A 17,997-nucleotide genomic window follows, 5' to 3' on the forward strand; every position below is an offset into this window, starting at 1 on the left:
TGCCGTGGTGTTCGTACTCCTCTCGGAGATGTATCCCACCAAGGTTCGCGGACTGGCCATGTCAATAGCAGGATTCGCTCTGTGGATCGGAACGTACCTGATCGGACAGTTGACCCCCTGGATGCTCCAGAACCTTACCCCCGCCGGAACATTCTTCCTGTTCGCCCTCATGTGCGTGCCGTATATGCTGATTGTCTGGAAACTCGTGCCGGAGACTACCGGGAAGTCGCTGGAAGAGATTGAAAGATATTGGACCCGTTCGGAATAGTAAAACAAAAAGACCTTAATAACTTAATAATAAAAGATGTATGGATTTTAAGAAACTGGCAAATCAATACAAGGATGAACTCTTGGATAATGTTCTTCCTTTCTGGCTTGAGAACTCACAAGACCATGAATATGGTGGCTACTTCACCTGTCTGGATCGTGAAGGAAAAGTTTTCGATACAGATAAATTTATCTGGCTGCAAGGTCGCGAGGTGTGGATGTTTTCCATGCTTTACAACAAGGTAGAAAAACGTAAGGAATGGCTTGATTGTGCCGTTCAAGGTGGTGATTTTTTAAAAAGATACGGACATGATGGAGACTATAACTGGTACTTTTCACTTGACCGTTCGGGTAGACCATTGGTAGAACCATACAATATCTTTTCGTATACATTCGCTGCCATGGCTTTCGGGCAATTAAGCCTTGCAACCGGTAATCAGGAATATGCTGACATAGCCAAGAAAACCTTCGACATTATCCTTTCCAAAGTAGATAACCCGAAAGGTAAATGGAACAAGCTTCATCCAGATACCCGTAATCTGAAAAACTTTGCCCTGCCGATGATACTATGCAATCTTGCTATGGAAATTGAGCATATTTTAGGCAAGGACTATTTGGAACAAGCGATGGATACTTGTATTCATGAAGTTATGTCTGTCTTCTATCGTCCCGAACTTGGTGGTATCATTGTTGAGAATGTAGATGTGAATGGTAATCTGATAGATTGCTTTGAAGGACGGCAGATTACCCCTGGCCATGCGATTGAAGCCATGTGGTTTATAATGGATTTAGGGAAACGCCTAAACCGTCCGGAATTAATCGAAAAGGCTAAGAATATCACTCTTACAATGCTTGAATATGGTTGGGATAAAGAATATGGAGGTATCTACTATTTTATGGATCGTAACGGTTGTCCTCCCCAACAACTGGAATGGGACCAGAAACTCTGGTGGGTGCATATTGAAACACTCATATCTCTTCTGAAAAGTTATCAATTGACCGGAGATAACCAATGTCTGGAATGGTTTGAAAAAGTACACGATTATACATGGACCCATTTTAAAGATAAAGAGCATCCCGAATGGTATGGATACTTAAATCGGAGAGGTGAAGTGCTACTACCACTCAAAGGAGGAAAATGGAAAGGATGTTTCCATGTACCAAGAGGGTTATACCAATGCTGGAAAGTATTGGAACAGCTATAAACAATAATGGATATGTTAACCAATCTATATTAATAATCTAAAAATTAATTCTATGACAGAGTTTAACTCAAAAATCAAGAAGAACTCTCGTATATTGAAAATATTTATGTTTTCAATCTGCGCGCTATTTGCATGTGCTATCAGTAGTCATGCACAGAGTTTAGTGAAAGGAACTGTTACTGATGGTATAGGAGAACCGCTACCAGGAGTAAGTGTTGTCGTAAAAGGAACTACTAATGGCACTATTACAGATGTAAATGGAAAATATAGCATTCAGGCCACCGCAAAAGACATTTTATCATTCTCATATGTTGGAATGTCAGATCAGGAAATAAAGGTAGCAGGTCAGACGACCATTAATGTGGTTATGAAAGATGATGTGGCAGCTTTGGATGAAGTGATTGTGGTAGGATATGGTACTGCCAAGAAGCAATCTTTAACCGGAGCCGTATCTGCGGTGAAAGGCGACGAACTGCTGAAAGCACCGGCAACCAATGTGTCGAGTCTTTTAGGTGGACGTTTGCCAGGTATTTCATCTGTTCAAGTATCTGGTGAACCCGGAGACGATCAGGCTACATTACGAGTTCGTGGCTCTATTTATAATGTTACTTATATAGTAGACGGAATGCCTCGTTCTATTAATGATATTGACCCTAATGATATCGAAAGTGTATCTGTTTTGAAAGATGGAGCTTCTGCAGCTGTTTATGGATTAAAAGGAGCCGGTGGTGTTATTATTATAACTACAAAAAAAGGTCAGGAAGGAAAATCCAAAATCACTTATAATGGTTCAATAGGAGCATCTATGAATGCAAACTTCCCGCAGTTTATGAATGGACCTCAATTTGCATATTATTATAATATGGCTGACATGATGGATAAAATGGCTAATGGAAGCATTTCAAACATTAGTCAATATAATCCCGTTTTTACAAAGGCGAATGTGGAAGCTATGTTGAATGGTGATCCTACTGACGGATGGGATAATGTTAACTATATTGATAAAGTATTCGGAACCGGTATTAATCAGAAACACAATGTAACAATACAGGGAGGTAGTGATAAGATGCGTTACTTTGCTTCTGTGGGTTATTTAGGTCAAAAAGGTAACATTGACAATTTCTCTTACAAGAGATACAATTTAAGAACTAATCTTGAGACTCAACTGGCTAAGAACTTCCAGTTAAGTTTAGGTATTGCAGGAAATGTCGGTAAACGTGAAACTCCGGGATATGCTTCAGGCGGTACGGATTCTAATTCCGAATTGGGTGAACAAGGTTGGTTGTCAGTAGCTCATCAGACTATAATGATGCATCCATATTTGCCGGAAACATATGACGGACTTTATTCTGCTACCACACAGAATAACACAAGTCTGCCCAACAGTCCATTGGCTGCCATTTATGAATCAGGATACAAACATACCAATAGCTTTGATTTACAAACTAACATCTCTTTACAATATAATGTACCTTGGGTTAAAGGCTTGAGCGTGAAAGTAACCGGAGCTTATGACTATACAACTTCTCATAATAAGAATTTGAATACACCTTACTCCACATATATACATAAAATGCCGACTTCGACAGCAGATTGGACTTGGTCTAAAGCAGACGATCCTCGCGGCACAGCAAATGGAATAAATTTAGGTGAAGGACAGTATAGTTCTCATCAAATGGTAGGCCAAGGAAGCATAAACTATGCAAGCTCCTTCGGAAAACATAATGTAGAAGGAATGGTATTAGCAGAAATCCGGGATTATAAAGAAAACAGTTTCTCCGGCTATAATAAGAACATGAGTTTCTCTGAACTACCAGAATTGAGCTTTGGACAACCGGCAGACTCTCCAATCTCGGGATACAGTGATGCAAACCGTAGTATTGGTTATGTTTTTCGTTTGAAATATGACTATGACAATAAGTATTTGGCAGAGTTTACAGGTCGATATGATGGTTCTTACAAATTTGCCGGCAATGTTAGTGGGAAACGTTGGGCATTCTTCCCGTCAGCGTCAGTAGCGTGGAGAATATCTAAAGAAGATTTTATGTCTAGTCTGACATTTCTGGATGATATGAAGATACGTGCATCTGTCGGTTTATTAGGAAACGATGCAGTGAGTCCGTATGCTTTCCTTAGTACTTACAATTTGATGGATGGTAACAAAAATGCATACCAAACAATTCTGAATGGAAAAGTAATGCAAGCATTACGCGCCTCTGTAATTGCCAATCCTACTCTAACTTGGGAGAACACCTTAACTTACAATGCAGGATTTGACTTTACGATGTGGAATGGTCTGTTGGGAATGGAGTTTGACGCATTCTATAATTATACCTATGATATTTTGACAGCAATGGGAGGCGATTACCCCCCATCTATGGGAGGATATTATTATACTTATGCCAACTATAATAAGGTGGATAGCAAAGGCGTTGAAGTAACGGTGAGCCATCGTAATAAATTAAACTTGGCAGGCAAGCCATTCTCCTATGGCGCAAGCTTCAATCTGACATTTGCAAGAAACCGTTATCTCCGTTATCCGGATAGTCCGAACACAGTAGAGTGGAGAAAACGCACAGGACGTAGTGTCGATGCTTCTGTTGTGTGGGTTGCAGATGGCTTATTCCGTTCAGAAGAAGAAATAAACAATTCAGCCTGGTATGGCACTCGTCCTAATGTCGGTGATATCAAATACAGAGATTTAAATGGTGATGGTAAAATAGACGAAGATGACAGAACACGTGTTGGACGTGGCAATCGTCCCGAATTAACTTACGGTTTGAACCTGAATTGTGCTTGGAATGGATTCGATTTAAGTGCACAATTTACTGGAGGTGCACTGTTTGATGTATCGTTGACAGGAACTTATTACAATGGATATGACGATAATACAGTCTGGACACAGGCATTTAAAGAAGGAGCCAACTCACCACTATATCTGGTTCAGAATGCATATACAGTAGAAAATCCGAATGGAACATTCCCACGACTTACACTGGGTAATCAAGGACACGGAGGAGATAATGGATTAGCTTCCACTTTCTGGTTGCGTAACGGTAGATACCTTCGTCTCAAATCCGCACAATTGGGTTACACATTCCCCAAGAGATGGATGAGTCCTGTCGGTATTCAGAATCTTAGAATTTATGTAGAAGGTTCTAATTTATTCACGATTTCCGGTCTTCCTGATGGAATCGATCCTGAATCTCCGGGAGTAAATAACGGATACTATCCTCAACAACGCACCATTATGGGCGGTATAACTTTGACTTTCTAAACCTTTAAAAGTTCTATTATGAAAACAAAAGTATTAAGTATCATATTGTTGGGAGCCTCTTTAGGGCTTGGCTCATGTAGTGATTATCTGGACATGACTCCAACAGACAGAGCATCAGATAAACTTGTATGGAGTAAACTCGACTATGCAGAACAGGCAGTCAACGATTTCTATCGCTATATAGATTATTTAGGAGCCTACAGGGATGGACAATGTTTGGCAGGAATGACAGAAGCTCTGACAGATCAGCTTAAATATGGTTCCTACAACTATATGGCTAAATGTCAGATACCTAGTGAAATTGCTTATGGAGGTTCTGTTCTCACAGTGAATTATGTTAGTACTTACCTTGGCAACTGGGGGACGATGTACGAATATGTGCGCCGTGTCAATGAAGGTATCAACAAATTAAAGAAATATGCTTCATTTGGTCAGGCTGATGAAGAACGCTTGGAAGCTGAAATGCGTTTCTTCAGAGGGTATCTCTATACAGATTTATTAAAGCGTTATAAAGAAGTGATTATATACGATGAGAATCTGGATAATATAAAAAAGGATATGCCAGTTAGTTCGGAAGCCGACGGATGGAATTTTGTATATAATGATCTAAAATATGCCGGTGAACATTTGCCTGTTGATAAAACTCCTAACGGACGTTTAACTAGCGGAGCTGCTTATGCAATGTTATCGAGAGCTATGTTGTATGCGGAAAGATGGGATGACGCTCGTATTGCAGCTGAAAAGGTGATGGGAATGGGTTATGAATTAGAAGCAAAAGAAGACTATTCAAATGCCTTTAAAGCAGGAAGCAAAGAAGCCATTCTACAATATTGTTATGATAAGAGTTCCACTGTGACTCATGACTTTGATGGATATATGGTTCCTGGAGGTGATAAAGCGCTCGACGGCAATTCCATGACCGGAGGATTCGGTACCCCGACACAAGAAATGGTTGAATCGTATGAATATGCAGATGGTAGTGGCTTCCCCGATTGGAGTGCATGGCATACTGCTGAAGGTACTACAACGACTCCTCCTTATGCCAAATTGGAACCACGTTTTAAAGCTACCATTCTCTATAATGGAGCAACATGGAAAGGCAGACCGATAGAATCTTTCGTAAACGGTACTGATGGTTGGGCTGCATGGAAAACAGATGCCAAACCGGAAGGACGTTCTACTACCGGGTATTATTTACGTAAACTGGTAGATGAAGCTCATAATTTTACTTCCATACAAGCCAGTACACAGCCATGGACAGAAATTCGTTACGCAGAGGTATTACTGAATCATGCAGAAGCATGTTATCATCTGAATGGCTATACGGATAAGGCAAATAAAGACATAAAAGATATTCGTAACAGAGTGGGATTGTCTTACACAGACAAAAGTGGGGATGATTTAATGAAAGCCATCCGTCAGGAACGCAAAGTAGAACTTGCTTATGAAGGACATTATTATTGGGACATGCGTCGTTGGAAATTATCTGCGACAGCATTTACCGGTATTCGTCTTCATGGAATGAAAATAGAGAAAAATGCAAATGGGTCTTTCACTTACATTTATACAGAATGTGATGATAAAGATCGTAATTTCCCGACTAAGATGTATCGTTTCCCAATGCCACAGGCAGAGTTGGACAATAACGGTGCGGTAACTCAATATGCAGAATGGCAATAAATCTAAAATGAAAACATTATGAAAAAGAATATATTATATCTATTATTAGGGATTTTGGCTCTCACGAGTTCTTGCCAGGATCCGGAATATGTGCTTCCTACTGCGGACAGACAGGGAATCACGAGCTTGACTGCACTCTTTACTTCTGGGCCATACGTGGATAAAGAGGCTGTGGTATATACTATTGCAGATGCTTCTGTAGATAAGTATGTAATTCCTATGCCATGGTATTATCCGGAAAATAGTGATAATGAAACTTCAGAATATATGAAAGCGATGAGGATTCAGGCAAAGTTGGCACCAAACTGTACTATTGAACCGGTTCTTTCAATTCTCGATCTGACTAAAGAGAATTATTTCACTTATACAGACGCTCAAGGATATAAGAAACAAATCTGCATCACAGGCGAAAGAGTTAAGTCTACTAAGTGTCAGTTATTAAGTTTCTCAATACCGTCTGAAGACATTACAGGTATTATTGATGAAGACCACAAAACTGTATCTTTAATCTCTGCGGAAGATTTATCTTCTTGCTTGGCAGATTATTCACTGTCGGCTCATGCGACCATGTCACCGGATCCTAAAACAGAGCCTCTTAATTTTAATTCACCTGTTGAGCTTACAGTGATTGCTCACGATGGAGTGACAAAGCAAACTTATACTATTCAAAAAGCAGTACCGGATAAGATTCCTTACGGATATAGAAAAGGTAGTGAGACAGAATTATTTAAATTGGATATGGGAGTTATCGGCTTACCTTGGACTGGAGCAAATGCACCTTCTTTAGCTGTTTCCGGAAATAATCTGGTAGTTTGCTTGGGTGATGGTACCACAACTCCTGCATATTACAATGCATCTACGGGAAATAAGATTGGTAATGTAACTTTGGGTAGTGTGAGTGTTGCATCTTTAGGATGTATGACAAGTGATAGTAGGGGAAATATATTATTAGCAACGAAGGCTACTAATGGCAAGTCTTTCTCAATCTATAAGACTTCTTCTGTTACGACTGCTCCAACTTTATTGACTACTTATACTAATAATACAGGGTTAGATATGGGTACGAAAGTGTCTGTTCAAGGAGATATTAATACTAATGCCTCTATTATTGCTACTTGTGACGGAACAGCCAGTTCAGGTTCCAATAAGTTTGTTCGTTGGATTATAACAGACGGTGTATTGGGAAGTCCTCAAGTAGTAACAGTGAATGGTGTAGGTAATTGGGGAGCTCCCGCATCAAACACTAAAGTTGTGACTAAAGGAACTACTGCTCAAAGTGATTATTTTTTGTCATACTATGATTCTAACATTCTTTATTGGGTGAATGGAACAAATAATAATGCAAGTAAATCTCTGGAAGACTCCGACAATGGTAATTCTTGGGCAATGAATAACAACTGTCTGGATACAAGAAGCTTTAATAATGCACAATATCTTGTATTGGTATGTACAGCTCATTTCCCGCAATGGGGTGGAACTCCATGCTTATATATGTATGATGTAACGTCAGACGGATCATTCACTGGTACAATATCTACTTCAGATGCTCTGTCATTCAATCCTTCACTTTCCTCATACAATTCATCCGATGGTGTAGCTGCAACAGGTGATGTATTGCTTGCTCCGACAACAGATGGATATAAGCTCCGTGCTTACTACGTGGATAACAACTGTAAGGTTATCGGAGGATATGAGTTTGATTGTATCGACAAATAATTAATTGATCTCTTTATCTCATATATGATGAGAAAATACCCATTCATCATATATGGGATAAAGAAATCTGTAAATCATTTAAAGGAGTAGCTATATGTCAACAAAGAAAAAAATGTTATGGTTATTATCATTACTGCCTTTTTTCATAGCATGTGGTGATGATAACACTGATATCCCGGATTGGCCATGGGCGGAGCCGGAGACTCCAACTGAACCTGTTGAAGCCAATCCTGATATTGTAAATTTAGGCTGGACCAATGTGAAAAGCACTTATGGAACCTTGCCTGAACATATCAACGTATATAAATCACCAGAAACACTGGAAGGCAAAAAAGCGATAGCTTATATTGCGGTAGGTGATATGAGTAAGGCAGCATTTGGTGTATTAGGAGAAAAGACTGGATTGAAAAAGCCAAAAGAATTTTATGAAGAGAACAACTCCACAATTGTAATCAATGGAGGTTTCTTCTATGAGGGGTCATTAAGCCTAATATGGCGTAACGGTGAAATGGTGTGTAAGAACAATGATGTAACAGCAGAAGATTGGACTAACGGTCCATTCTGGTATCCTGTATTAGCTGCATTCTGTGAAATGAATGATGGCTCATTCAAATCAATGTGGACTTACACAACACTATCCAATGTTACTTATTGGTATTCAGAGCCCTCACCGGTAAAATCAGAAACAACTCCTGACGAAAATTTTCCGTCTACAGGAACTGTCTTAAATGCTAAAACAGGAATAGGCGGTGGCCCCGTACTTCTGTTGGATGGAAACATAAAGAATACATACGAAGAAGAAATCTTATCAGATATTGGCGCCACGGCGAACAGACCTCGTTCGGCTATTGGTATCACCAATGATAAGAAAATGATTCTTTTTGTGTGTGAAGGAGATGGAATGACAACGGGAGTTGCCGGTATGACCACCGAAAATGTAGCCAATATCATGAAAACACTGGGATGTACGGATGCTATCAATTTGGATGGCGGTGGTTCCAGTTGCATGTTAGTCAATGGGCAAGAGACGATCAAGACAAGTGACTCCAGCGGAGACGAAAGATCCGTAGCATCAGTAGTCACTCTTAAATAAAAAATGTACTGCGGATATATCAGGCAGTATATACCTAATAAAACAAGTATGATATGAGAAAATTTCTAAAAATACTAATACTGACTTTCTTGGGAGCAGTTACAATAACCTCCTGTAGTGATGATTCTGATGGAATTCCCGGATGGCCGTGGAACGATAATTCGACAGAAAAGCCGGACGAGCCGGATGTTGCAGAAGCTAAGCCACGATATATTTGGATTGATGCGGCTGCTAATTTTCCTGACTATGCCAATAGTAAGGAAAACATAGCCAAAGATATGGAAAAGATAAAAGCGGCAGGATTCACTGATATTATTGTCGATGTACGTCCCACTACAGGAGATGTATTATTCAATACTAATGTTGTAGATCAGGTGAAACGTATGGATGTATGGGGTAATTCCGGATATAGTTATTATGAAAGGACGGAAACTTGGGATTATTTACAGGCATTTATTGAGGAGGCTCGTATACAAGGATTAAAAGTGAATGCTTCTATCAATACATTTGTAGGAGGCTATTTATGTCCGTATAATTTAGGACATGATGGAGTCTTGTTCCGTGATGAATCAAAAAAAGGATGGGCTAGTGTAGCTAATCTAGCTGACGGGCTAACCAATACGATGGATTTGTTGGACGATGAAACCGATTATGGAGCGAAATTTTTCAATCCCGCTAATGATGATGTACAAAACTTTGTTTTACAGTTGTTGGCCGACTTGGCTAAATATGATTTGGATGGCATCATATTGGATCGTTGTCGTTATGATGACTATGGCTTAGAAAGCGATTTTTCAGATATTTCCAAACAGAAGTTCGAAGAATACATCGGTGAAACTGTAGCAAACTTCCCGGCAGATATTATGGCACCCGGTACGGATGAAATACCTTCTGACCAGCCTGTTTATTTTAAGAAGTGGTTGGAATTCAGAGCGAAAGTTATTCATGATTTCATAGTAAAGGCACGCGAGAAAGTTAAATCTGTCAATAACAATATCAAGTTTGGAGTTTATGTTGGTGCCTGGTATTCAACATACTATACATCAGGCGTGAACTGGGCCAGCCCTAAATACAACACCTCCGCTTATTATCCGAAATGGGCTACTTCCGATTATAAGAATTATGGATATGCGGACCATTTGGACTATATCTTTTTGGGTGCTTATGCTTCCGTGAACAATATATATGGAAGTGGCGAATGGACCATGGAAGGTTTTTGTAAGAATGGACGTGAACTGTTACAAGGAGATGTACCTTTTGCAGGCGGACCAGATATCGGTAACAGTACCGGATGGACTGACGGAGGACAATCTGCAAAAATTCCGGATACTATTGATGCTTGTATCAGTAATAGTGACGGCTTCTTTGCCTTCGACCTTTGCCACGTTAAGAAATACGACTATTGGAACGCTTTTAAAACAGGCTTTGATAAATATCTGGAATCTATCGAAGAATGAGGTTTGAACTAACCAACTAATTATGAAAATATATTTATTACAATTCTTTTTATTAATAGGTCTGGGCTTGAATTTACAAGCCCAGATTCCTTCTAACCCTATTCGCGGGAAAGTAACCTGTAATGGGACAGGAGTCCCGGGGGTAGTAGTGACCGACGGAATAGACTGTGTTTTGACTGACCAGCAAGGCCAATATACTCTCCCCCCTAATAGGGATGTTCGTTTCATTTATTTATCCACTCCTTCCGGATATTTACCGAAAACAGAACAAACAATACCTTTATTCTATCAGAAGCTGAATCCGGCCAAGCAAGATATTTACGACTTCGAATTGGTAAGAAATCCGCAAAATGAGATCAATCATTTGTTTTTGGTGCAGGCAGATGCGCAGGTTACTTCCGAAGATGACGTAAAGGCTTATGCTAAATATCTGCAAGATATGAAAGAATATATTCGTCCGTATATGGGCAAAAAAGAAGTATTCGGCATAGATTGTGGGGATATCGTAGGAGATACTCCTTCTTTATATCCTTCCTATATAGATACGGTATCATCATTAGAGATTCCCATCTATCGGGCAATTGGTAATCACGACATGACGTATGGAGGGCGTACTTTTGAATATTCTTATCGCACTTTCGAAAGTTATTTCGGTCCTATCTACTATTCATTAAATAAAGGTAATGCTCATTATATCGTGCTTGACAATTGCTTTTATGTCAACCGTGATTATCAATATATAGGTTACATTGATGAACGTACTTTCCAATGGCTGGAGAAAGACCTCTCTTATGTGCCCAAAGACAAACTTGTCTTTGTAGTGATGCACATTCCTTCCAGTCTTCAGAAGAAGCTAAGATATAACACGCTAGATCAAGATGAAACGGTCAATACAGCTGCACTATATAAATTATTGGAAGGTTATAATGCCCACATCATTTCCGGACATACACATTTTAATGTAAACGTATGTTTTAATGACTCATTAATGGAGCATAACACGGCTGCTGTATGCGGTACCTGGTGGCGTGCGGACATCAATGTGGATGGTACTCCGAGGGGGTACGGAGTGTATGAAGTAGACGGGAATCAAGTGAAATGGATCTATAAAAGTGCAGGTTACCCGAAAGAGCATCAGTTACATGTATATCCAGCCGGTTCATCTGACGAGCACCCTTCCGATATAATTGCTAATGTATGGAACTGGGATGAACAGTGGAAAGTGGAATGGTATGAAAACGGAAAACGAATGGGAGAAATGCAACGCTACAAAGGATATGATCCTGCAGCAAAAGCAATCTGTTCTGACAAAGAAAAAGTGAAATATGAATGGATTTCCCCGGTTCTTACCGAACATCTTTTTCATGCTACTCCCCGCAATAAGAATGCTAAAATGGAAGTGAAAGTGACAGATCGCTTCGGCAACGTGTATACTAAAGTTATAGAAAACAAATAAGGATCATATGTTGAAAGCCAAATATTTTATATTATTGATATGCTTGTCGTTTCTCCTCAAGGCAGAAGCGAAAGTAACCCTTACTTCCATTTGGGGGGATAATATGGTGTTACAGCAACAATCGGAAGTTACTTTTTCCGGAACAGCAACTTCGGGAAAACGTGTACAGGCTACCGCTTCATGGAATAATAAAAAAATCCAAACGAACGTTGATGCAAAAGGTGAATGGAAACTTTCTCTCCAAACACCGGTAGCTGGAGGTCCGTATAGTATTACGTTCTCGGATGGAGAGGACCTCACATTGCAGAATATTTTAATAGGAGAAGTCTGGTTCTGTTCCGGACAGTCGAATATGGAAATGCCTGTGAAAGGATTCCGTGGACAGCCTGTGTTTGGTTCCCAGCCATACATTGTATCTGCTAATCCCAAACGTCCACTGCGTCTCTATACTGTAAAAAATGCCTGGAGTACCATTCCACAGGAAGCTGGGGTGGACGGAGAATGGAAAGAAGCCTCTCCGGAAGATGTTGCTGATTTCAGTGCAACTGCCTATTTCTTTGGCAATCAGTTACAGCAATCTTTGGATGTTCCTGTCGGTCTGATACATTGTTCCTGGAGCATGTCAAAAATAGAGGCTTGGATGAATAAAGAGACTTTATCGGGCTTTCCGGAAATAGCATTGCCTGATGTAATACAGAGAGAGTTCGGGTGGACGGCAGGGACTCCTACATTATTGTGGAATGCAATGGTGAATCCATGGAAAGGATTTCCTGTTAAAGGAGTGATTTGGTATCAAGGTGAAGCAAACACACCCGATCCCGGATTATATAAGAGATTATTTCCTGCAATGGTTTCTCAATGGAGAACATTCTTCAACAATCCCCAAATGCCATTTTATTACGTACAGATTGCACCATGGAAATCGGAAGGCAATGATAAACTGGATTGGGCTTGGTTCCGCCAGTGTCAGTTGGAGTTGATGTCAGCTGTTCCAAATGTTGGAATGGTGACCACAGGTGATGCCGGGAGTGAAAACTTTATTCATTCGCCCTATAAGATAAAGGTCGGTGAACGACTGGCTTATTGGGCATTGGCAAAAACGTATCATCGTAAAGGTATTCAATATTCCGGTCCTATATACAAATCCCACCGAGTAAAAGGGAATGTAGTAGAAATAGACTTTGAACATGGTGAAGAAGGATTGATCCCGGAAAATCAAAACGTGAAAGGGTTTGAAATAGTGGGGACAGATGGCATATTCCGGCCAGCCAAAGCGGAAATTATCAATGGCTCTTCTACCGTAAAGGTCTGGAATGATTCGATCAATGATCCGATAGAGGTACGCTATTGTTTCCGGAATTATATGTTGGGCGAATTATGCAATAATGCAGGGATTCCTGCTTCTCCTTTCCGGATCGTAATCAAAAAGAAACCTGCACTGATGTGGTTCGATGCCGAAGCTAATTTCGAACGTTTCAGCCATAAAGACTCAATTGACTTTTATTTGGAGAAAATCAAATCAGTAGGTTTTACCCATGCAATAGTGGACATCCGACCCATTACAGGAGAAGTACTTTATCAAAGTCAGTTTGCCCCACAAATGAAAGAGTGGAAAGGCGCAAAGGCCGGGAATTTTGATTATTTGCAATACTTCATTAAAAAAGGGCATGAATTGGGGATTGAGGTTCATGCTTCATTAAATGTATTTTGTGCCGGACACAATTATTTCGATCGTGGAATGGTGTATAGCGGACATTCGGACTGGGCGTCCATGGTATATACTCCCGAGAAAGGCATTATTCCGATTACGGAAGAAAAACAGAAATATGGTGCTATGATTAATCCCTTGAACGAGGAGTATCGTACGCATATTCTAAATGTATTGAAAGAAGTAGTGACCAAATATCCTGATTTGGATGGTCTGATGCTCGATCGCGTACGCTATGATGGTATAACAGCTGACTTCTCGCCGCTTTCACGTGAAAAGTTTGAAGCATATATAGGTAAGAAAATGTCTAAGTTCCCCGAAGATATTTTTGTTTGGAAGAAGAATACGGACGGAAAGTTTATCACACAACCGGGAAAGTATTTCCATAAATGGATTGAATGGAGAACGAAAAATATTACTGATTTTATGGCATTGGCACGTAAGGAAGTGAAGGCTGCCAATCCAAAAGTTTCTTTTGGCACATATACCGGAGCTTGGTATCCGTCTTATTACGAAGTGGGAGTTAATTTCGCTAGCAAAAAGTATGATCCGGCTCAAGACTTTAGTTGGGCCACTCCCGAATATAAAAATTACGGATACGCAGAACTAATCGATTTGTATGCAACCGGAAATTACTATACAGACATAACGATAGAGGAATACAAGAAAACGAACCGCAATATCTGGAACGAGACAGACTCGCAAGCTCAGGCCGGTACATGGTACTGCGTAGAAGGTTCCTGTCAGCACTTGCGTCAGATTCTTAAAGATAACAAGTTTATGGGTGGTATCTTGGTGGATCAATTCTATGATAATCCGGGGAAATTGTCCGAAACAATAGAAATGAACCTTCGTCGATCGGATGGACTAATGGTGTTTGATATAGTACACATCATCCAAAAGAATCTTTGGAAAGAAGTAGAAAAAGGAATGCGTGAGGGAGGATCTTTATGAACAACAGAGCTTTAGCCTTAGATGCTTTACGGGGATATGCAATTATTACGATGGTGCTTTCGGCTACCATCGTAACGCATGTTCTTCCCGGTTGGATGAGCCATGCTCAAACACCTCCACCGGATCATGTGTTTAATCCTCTGTTGCCCGGTGTTACTTGGGTAGATCTTGTGTTTCCTTTTTTCCTGTTCGCTATGGGAGCTGCGTTTCCTTTTTCCATAAGGAAACGTGCTGAAAAAGGTGATTCAAAACTAAAACTCGTTTATGAAGCTGTCAAACGGGGGATTCAGTTGACCTTCTTTGCTATTTTCATCCAGCATTTTTATCCGTATATGCTAAGTTCTCCGCAAGATATGAGGGCATGGTTATTGGCTATACTCTGTTTTGCTGTTCTATTTCCCATGTTCATGCGTATTCCTTTAAAAATGCCGGATTGGGCACATATTTCAATAAAAGTGGGAGCTTACATTGTTGCTGCCATTATGTTAGCTACCACTTCTTATGCAGATGGGAAAACATTCAGCTTATTCTCCAGCAACATCATAATTTTACTGTTAGCCAATATGGCTATTTTCGGTTCTATCCTTTACATTTTCACAATGCATAATCGTTGGATGCGTTTAGGAATTCTGATATTGTTGATGGCTATGATATTAGGAAGTACAGTTGATAGTTCGTGGACACAGAGCGTGTTTAATTATACTCCTTTGCCGTGGATGTATCGGTTTGACTATTTGAAATACTTATTTATCGTTATTCCCGGCAGTATAGCCGGTGAGTATTTAGCGGAGTGGATGAAAGCATTTCAAAAAGAGACGGATGATTATGCTACATCTCCTTATCGTAAAATAAGTATTATGCTAATGATATTATCCGTTATCATCATCATTGGCAATCTTTACGGTCTATACACTCGTAATTTGGTTGTTAATCTGGTGGTTACTGTTTTATTGTTATTAACTGGCAAGTGTGTATTTCCACATAAGGTGGATGGAATAGCTCTATTATGGAAAAAGTTGTTTAACGCAGGAGCATATTTACTTCTTCTGGGTTTGTGTTTTGAGCCTTTCCAGGATGGCATTAAAAAAGATCCAACTACTTTTAGTTATTTCTTTGTAACTTCCGGGTTGGCTTTTCTGGCTCTTTTATTTCTAAGTATCGTTTGTGATTATTTCCGATGTGTCAAAAGTACTCGTTTTTTGGTGATGTCCGGTCAGAACCCGATGATAGCTTATGTGGTTGGCGATTTGTTGATTATGCCCTTGGCTAATATACTTGGAATTGCTTCATTATTATCTTATTTTCAACAAAATGCCTGGTTGGGATTTCTTCAAGGAGTAATCCTTACTTCTTTAGCTGTTTTAGTAACTATGTTCTTCACAAAAATCAAATGGTTTTGGAGAACATAAATATCAATGTGACTATTTTATATTAAATTGATCGACATATTGTCATTCTTTCTTTGATTCTACTATTTCCCACTTTTTGTGAATGAAAGAAAGTGGAGCGAGAAAACAATGAAATACGGTATTTATATGCATAATTACGAATAAAAGAACGGGCATTTGCATATAAATTACCGTATTGTTTGTGGGAAATACACGGTTGATTGTAATGATACGTACGGTTCGTTTTAAAGAAACATACGGTTGGTTTATAAGAAACAGCACGTACGTTTTAAAGAAAGCTATTTTGACTCATAAAAATAGGATTTCTTGATTTATTAGAAGTGCTTTTATGAACTTACTTTATTAAACAAAATGCATAAATAGATTTAGAAATACATTCACTATGCAATGCATGATATCAAATAATAATGATTATGCTCCATAAGGAACGGATTTCTTTAATTTCTGAATAATACTAATGGCTAATCTATGCGATTCTTTTCTATATCCGGCTGTTCGCCTGAATAAATTCAATTATAGCATCATTCAAATACCAAAATGATATTTTATCATTTTGGTATTTGAAGATTTGTTTTTATTGATATAATGTACAAAAAGCTATCTATCCAGAGTATTGGAAATAGTGACGCTATGTCAACAAGATAGTGTCGCTATAGGCTGAATATAGTGACGCTATACCGAGTGGATAGCGTCACTATTTTATTTGATTGCTTTCTTAATGATTGGACAAACAAAATCAGCGTATCTCATCATGCCTAAATCTGTGAAATGAATACCGTCTATAGTAGCTTCTCCATCTTCTCCCAACATATTTTTGGAAGAGATAAAAATGATATTCTTTTCATTTTCCTTCTTTAACCGATTGAATATTTCCTTTAACGTGTCATTCTTTCTTTGTACTTCTTTAGCTATTCTTTCATCATAAAGTGTATGAGTGAAAATAGGATCTTCTATAAAAATGACTGGCGTAGCCGGATGTTTACAACGAATGATACGATAGAATGCTTCCATTCGTTCTTTCATCTGTTCTGCAGAAGCATTAGGCACAAAGTCTAAAACAAAAACGCTGGCATCTACTTCGGCTATCACTTTGGCCACTTCCAAGTCTAAAAGTGCGTTTCCGCTAAATCCCAAGTTGATACATTCACGGTTCAGCCTTCTCGATATGATATTGGTATGTGCCATTCCGGGACGTGAAGCACAACCTCCTTGAAGAATACTGGTGCCATAAAATACAACCGGCTTTTTGCGGATCGGATAATCAATTAAAGGCTGATCGATGGTGGCTAACGAATCTACTCCTATAGACAAAGAAACAAGACCATCGTAAAGAGGAAGATAAAGCATATATTCTCTCTCTTCCGGTCGCATGTTAGCAATGATTGTTGCTTGATTTGTTTTTCCACCCGGACGACCACTATTAACAAAACGCCACTCTCCATTCTTCTGAAGACAATAAAGGTCTAAGCCTTTTGCACCTGTATCCGTCATATGATTCATATGAAAATTGATGAGCGTTTCCCATTTAGCGGCTATTGTGGTAGAATTACTACGAAAACGTATCGCCATTCCGGCAGAATTACGGCTTAAATTCCATAACGGAGCACGGGAGATATTCTTCAATGAATCCGGGAACCTTTCATATCGGGCTCCGGTAGCTTCGGTAGCTTTTCCTAATAAAGGGAACTTTGAGGCATCATGATATACTAATTGAGCATATATATGACACACCGAAAAAAACATTATAAAAATACAGATTCTTCTTTTCATATTTT

General features: G+C 39.4%; 11 protein-coding genes. 10 read left to right on the forward strand and 1 reads right to left on the reverse strand.

The window, feature by feature from the left end; genetic code table 11:
• From KFO40_RS19860 to KFO40_RS19905, 10 genes are all read left to right on the forward strand, one after another.
• Positions 1–268, forward strand: a 268-nt coding sequence (locus tag KFO40_RS19860; RefSeq protein ID WP_211146726.1) for an MFS transporter, incomplete at its 5' end; no start/stop codon positions are given.
• A gap of 40 nt (positions 269–308) precedes the next feature.
• On the forward strand, positions 309–1,472 hold the full coding sequence (locus KFO40_RS19865; protein ID WP_008644151.1) for an AGE family epimerase/isomerase: 1,164 nt from the start codon (positions 309–311) through the stop codon (positions 1,470–1,472).
• Positions 1,473–1,524: 52 nt separating this feature from the next.
• Complete coding sequence (locus tag KFO40_RS19870; RefSeq protein WP_008644149.1) at positions 1,525–4,749, forward strand: SusC/RagA family TonB-linked outer membrane protein; 3,225 nt, start codon at positions 1,525–1,527, stop codon at positions 4,747–4,749.
• Between the two features lie 18 nt (positions 4,750–4,767).
• Positions 4,768–6,429, forward strand: a complete 1,662-nt coding sequence (locus KFO40_RS19875; RefSeq protein WP_004307227.1) for a RagB/SusD family nutrient uptake outer membrane protein — start codon at positions 4,768–4,770, stop codon at positions 6,427–6,429.
• 18 nt (positions 6,430–6,447) lie between these two features.
• Complete coding sequence (locus KFO40_RS19880; protein ID WP_004308394.1) at positions 6,448–8,145, forward strand: DUF5018 domain-containing protein; 1,698 nt, start codon at positions 6,448–6,450, stop codon at positions 8,143–8,145.
• A 94-nt stretch (positions 8,146–8,239) separates the two neighbouring features.
• Positions 8,240–9,238 (forward strand): phosphodiester glycosidase family protein, encoded by a 999-nt coding sequence (locus KFO40_RS19885; protein ID WP_008651675.1) that lies wholly within the window; start codon positions 8,240–8,242, stop codon positions 9,236–9,238.
• Positions 9,239–9,291: 53 nt separating this feature from the next.
• Entirely contained in the window at positions 9,292–10,695 is a 1,404-nt protein-coding gene (locus KFO40_RS19890) for an alpha amylase family protein (protein ID WP_008644145.1), read from the forward strand.
• Positions 10,696–10,717: 22 nt separating this feature from the next.
• The gene (locus KFO40_RS19895) at positions 10,718–12,151 is read left to right on the forward strand and encodes a calcineurin-like phosphoesterase C-terminal domain-containing protein (RefSeq protein ID WP_151922954.1); all 1,434 of its coding nucleotides are present in this window, start codon (positions 10,718–10,720) and stop codon (positions 12,149–12,151) included.
• 7 nt (positions 12,152–12,158) lie between these two features.
• Positions 12,159–14,813: an alpha amylase family protein gene (locus KFO40_RS19900; protein WP_211146727.1), complete on the forward strand. Its 2,655-nt coding sequence runs from the start codon at positions 12,159–12,161 to the stop codon at positions 14,811–14,813.
• A complete protein-coding gene (locus tag KFO40_RS19905; RefSeq protein WP_141409156.1) occupies positions 14,810–16,222 on the forward strand; it encodes a DUF5009 domain-containing protein in 1,413 nt (470 codons plus the stop codon). The genes KFO40_RS19900 and KFO40_RS19905 overlap by 4 nt, the downstream gene beginning before the upstream one ends.
• A 699-nt stretch (positions 16,223–16,921) precedes the next feature.
• Here the strand turns inward: KFO40_RS19905 and KFO40_RS19910 are convergent.
• On the reverse strand, positions 16,922–17,992 hold the full coding sequence (locus KFO40_RS19910; protein WP_128858656.1) for an SGNH/GDSL hydrolase family protein: 1,071 nt from the start codon (positions 17,990–17,992) through the stop codon (positions 16,922–16,924).
• Between the last annotated feature and the right edge of the window lie 5 nt (positions 17,993–17,997).

Origin of the sequence: Bacteroides sp. 1001302B_160321_D4 (assembly GCF_015667765.1) — a bacterium.
GTDB lineage: Bacteria > Bacteroidota > Bacteroidia > Bacteroidales > Bacteroidaceae > Bacteroides > Bacteroides xylanisolvens.

Excerpts from the sequence above, each read along its gene's own strand:
- KFO40_RS19905 (WP_141409156.1), top strand. The coding sequence starts at position 14,810 with ATGAACAACAGAGCTTTAGCCTTAGATGCTTTACGGGGATATGCAATT.
- KFO40_RS19880 (WP_004308394.1), top strand. The coding sequence starts at position 6,448 with ATGAAAAAGAATATATTATATCTATTATTAGGGATTTTGGCTCTCACG.
- KFO40_RS19890 (WP_008644145.1), top strand. The coding sequence starts at position 9,292 with ATGAGAAAATTTCTAAAAATACTAATACTGACTTTCTTGGGAGCAGTT.
- KFO40_RS19900 (WP_211146727.1), top strand. The coding sequence starts at position 12,159 with ATGTTGAAAGCCAAATATTTTATATTATTGATATGCTTGTCGTTTCTC.
- KFO40_RS19865 (WP_008644151.1), top strand. The coding sequence starts at position 309 with ATGGATTTTAAGAAACTGGCAAATCAATACAAGGATGAACTCTTGGAT.
- KFO40_RS19870 (WP_008644149.1), top strand. The coding sequence starts at position 1,525 with ATGACAGAGTTTAACTCAAAAATCAAGAAGAACTCTCGTATATTGAAA.
- KFO40_RS19895 (WP_151922954.1), top strand. The coding sequence starts at position 10,718 with ATGAAAATATATTTATTACAATTCTTTTTATTAATAGGTCTGGGCTTG.
- KFO40_RS19885 (WP_008651675.1), top strand. The coding sequence starts at position 8,240 with ATGTCAACAAAGAAAAAAATGTTATGGTTATTATCATTACTGCCTTTT.
- KFO40_RS19910 (WP_128858656.1), bottom strand. The coding sequence starts at position 17,992 with ATGAAAAGAAGAATCTGTATTTTTATAATGTTTTTTTCGGTGTGTCAT.
- KFO40_RS19875 (WP_004307227.1), top strand. The coding sequence starts at position 4,768 with ATGAAAACAAAAGTATTAAGTATCATATTGTTGGGAGCCTCTTTAGGG.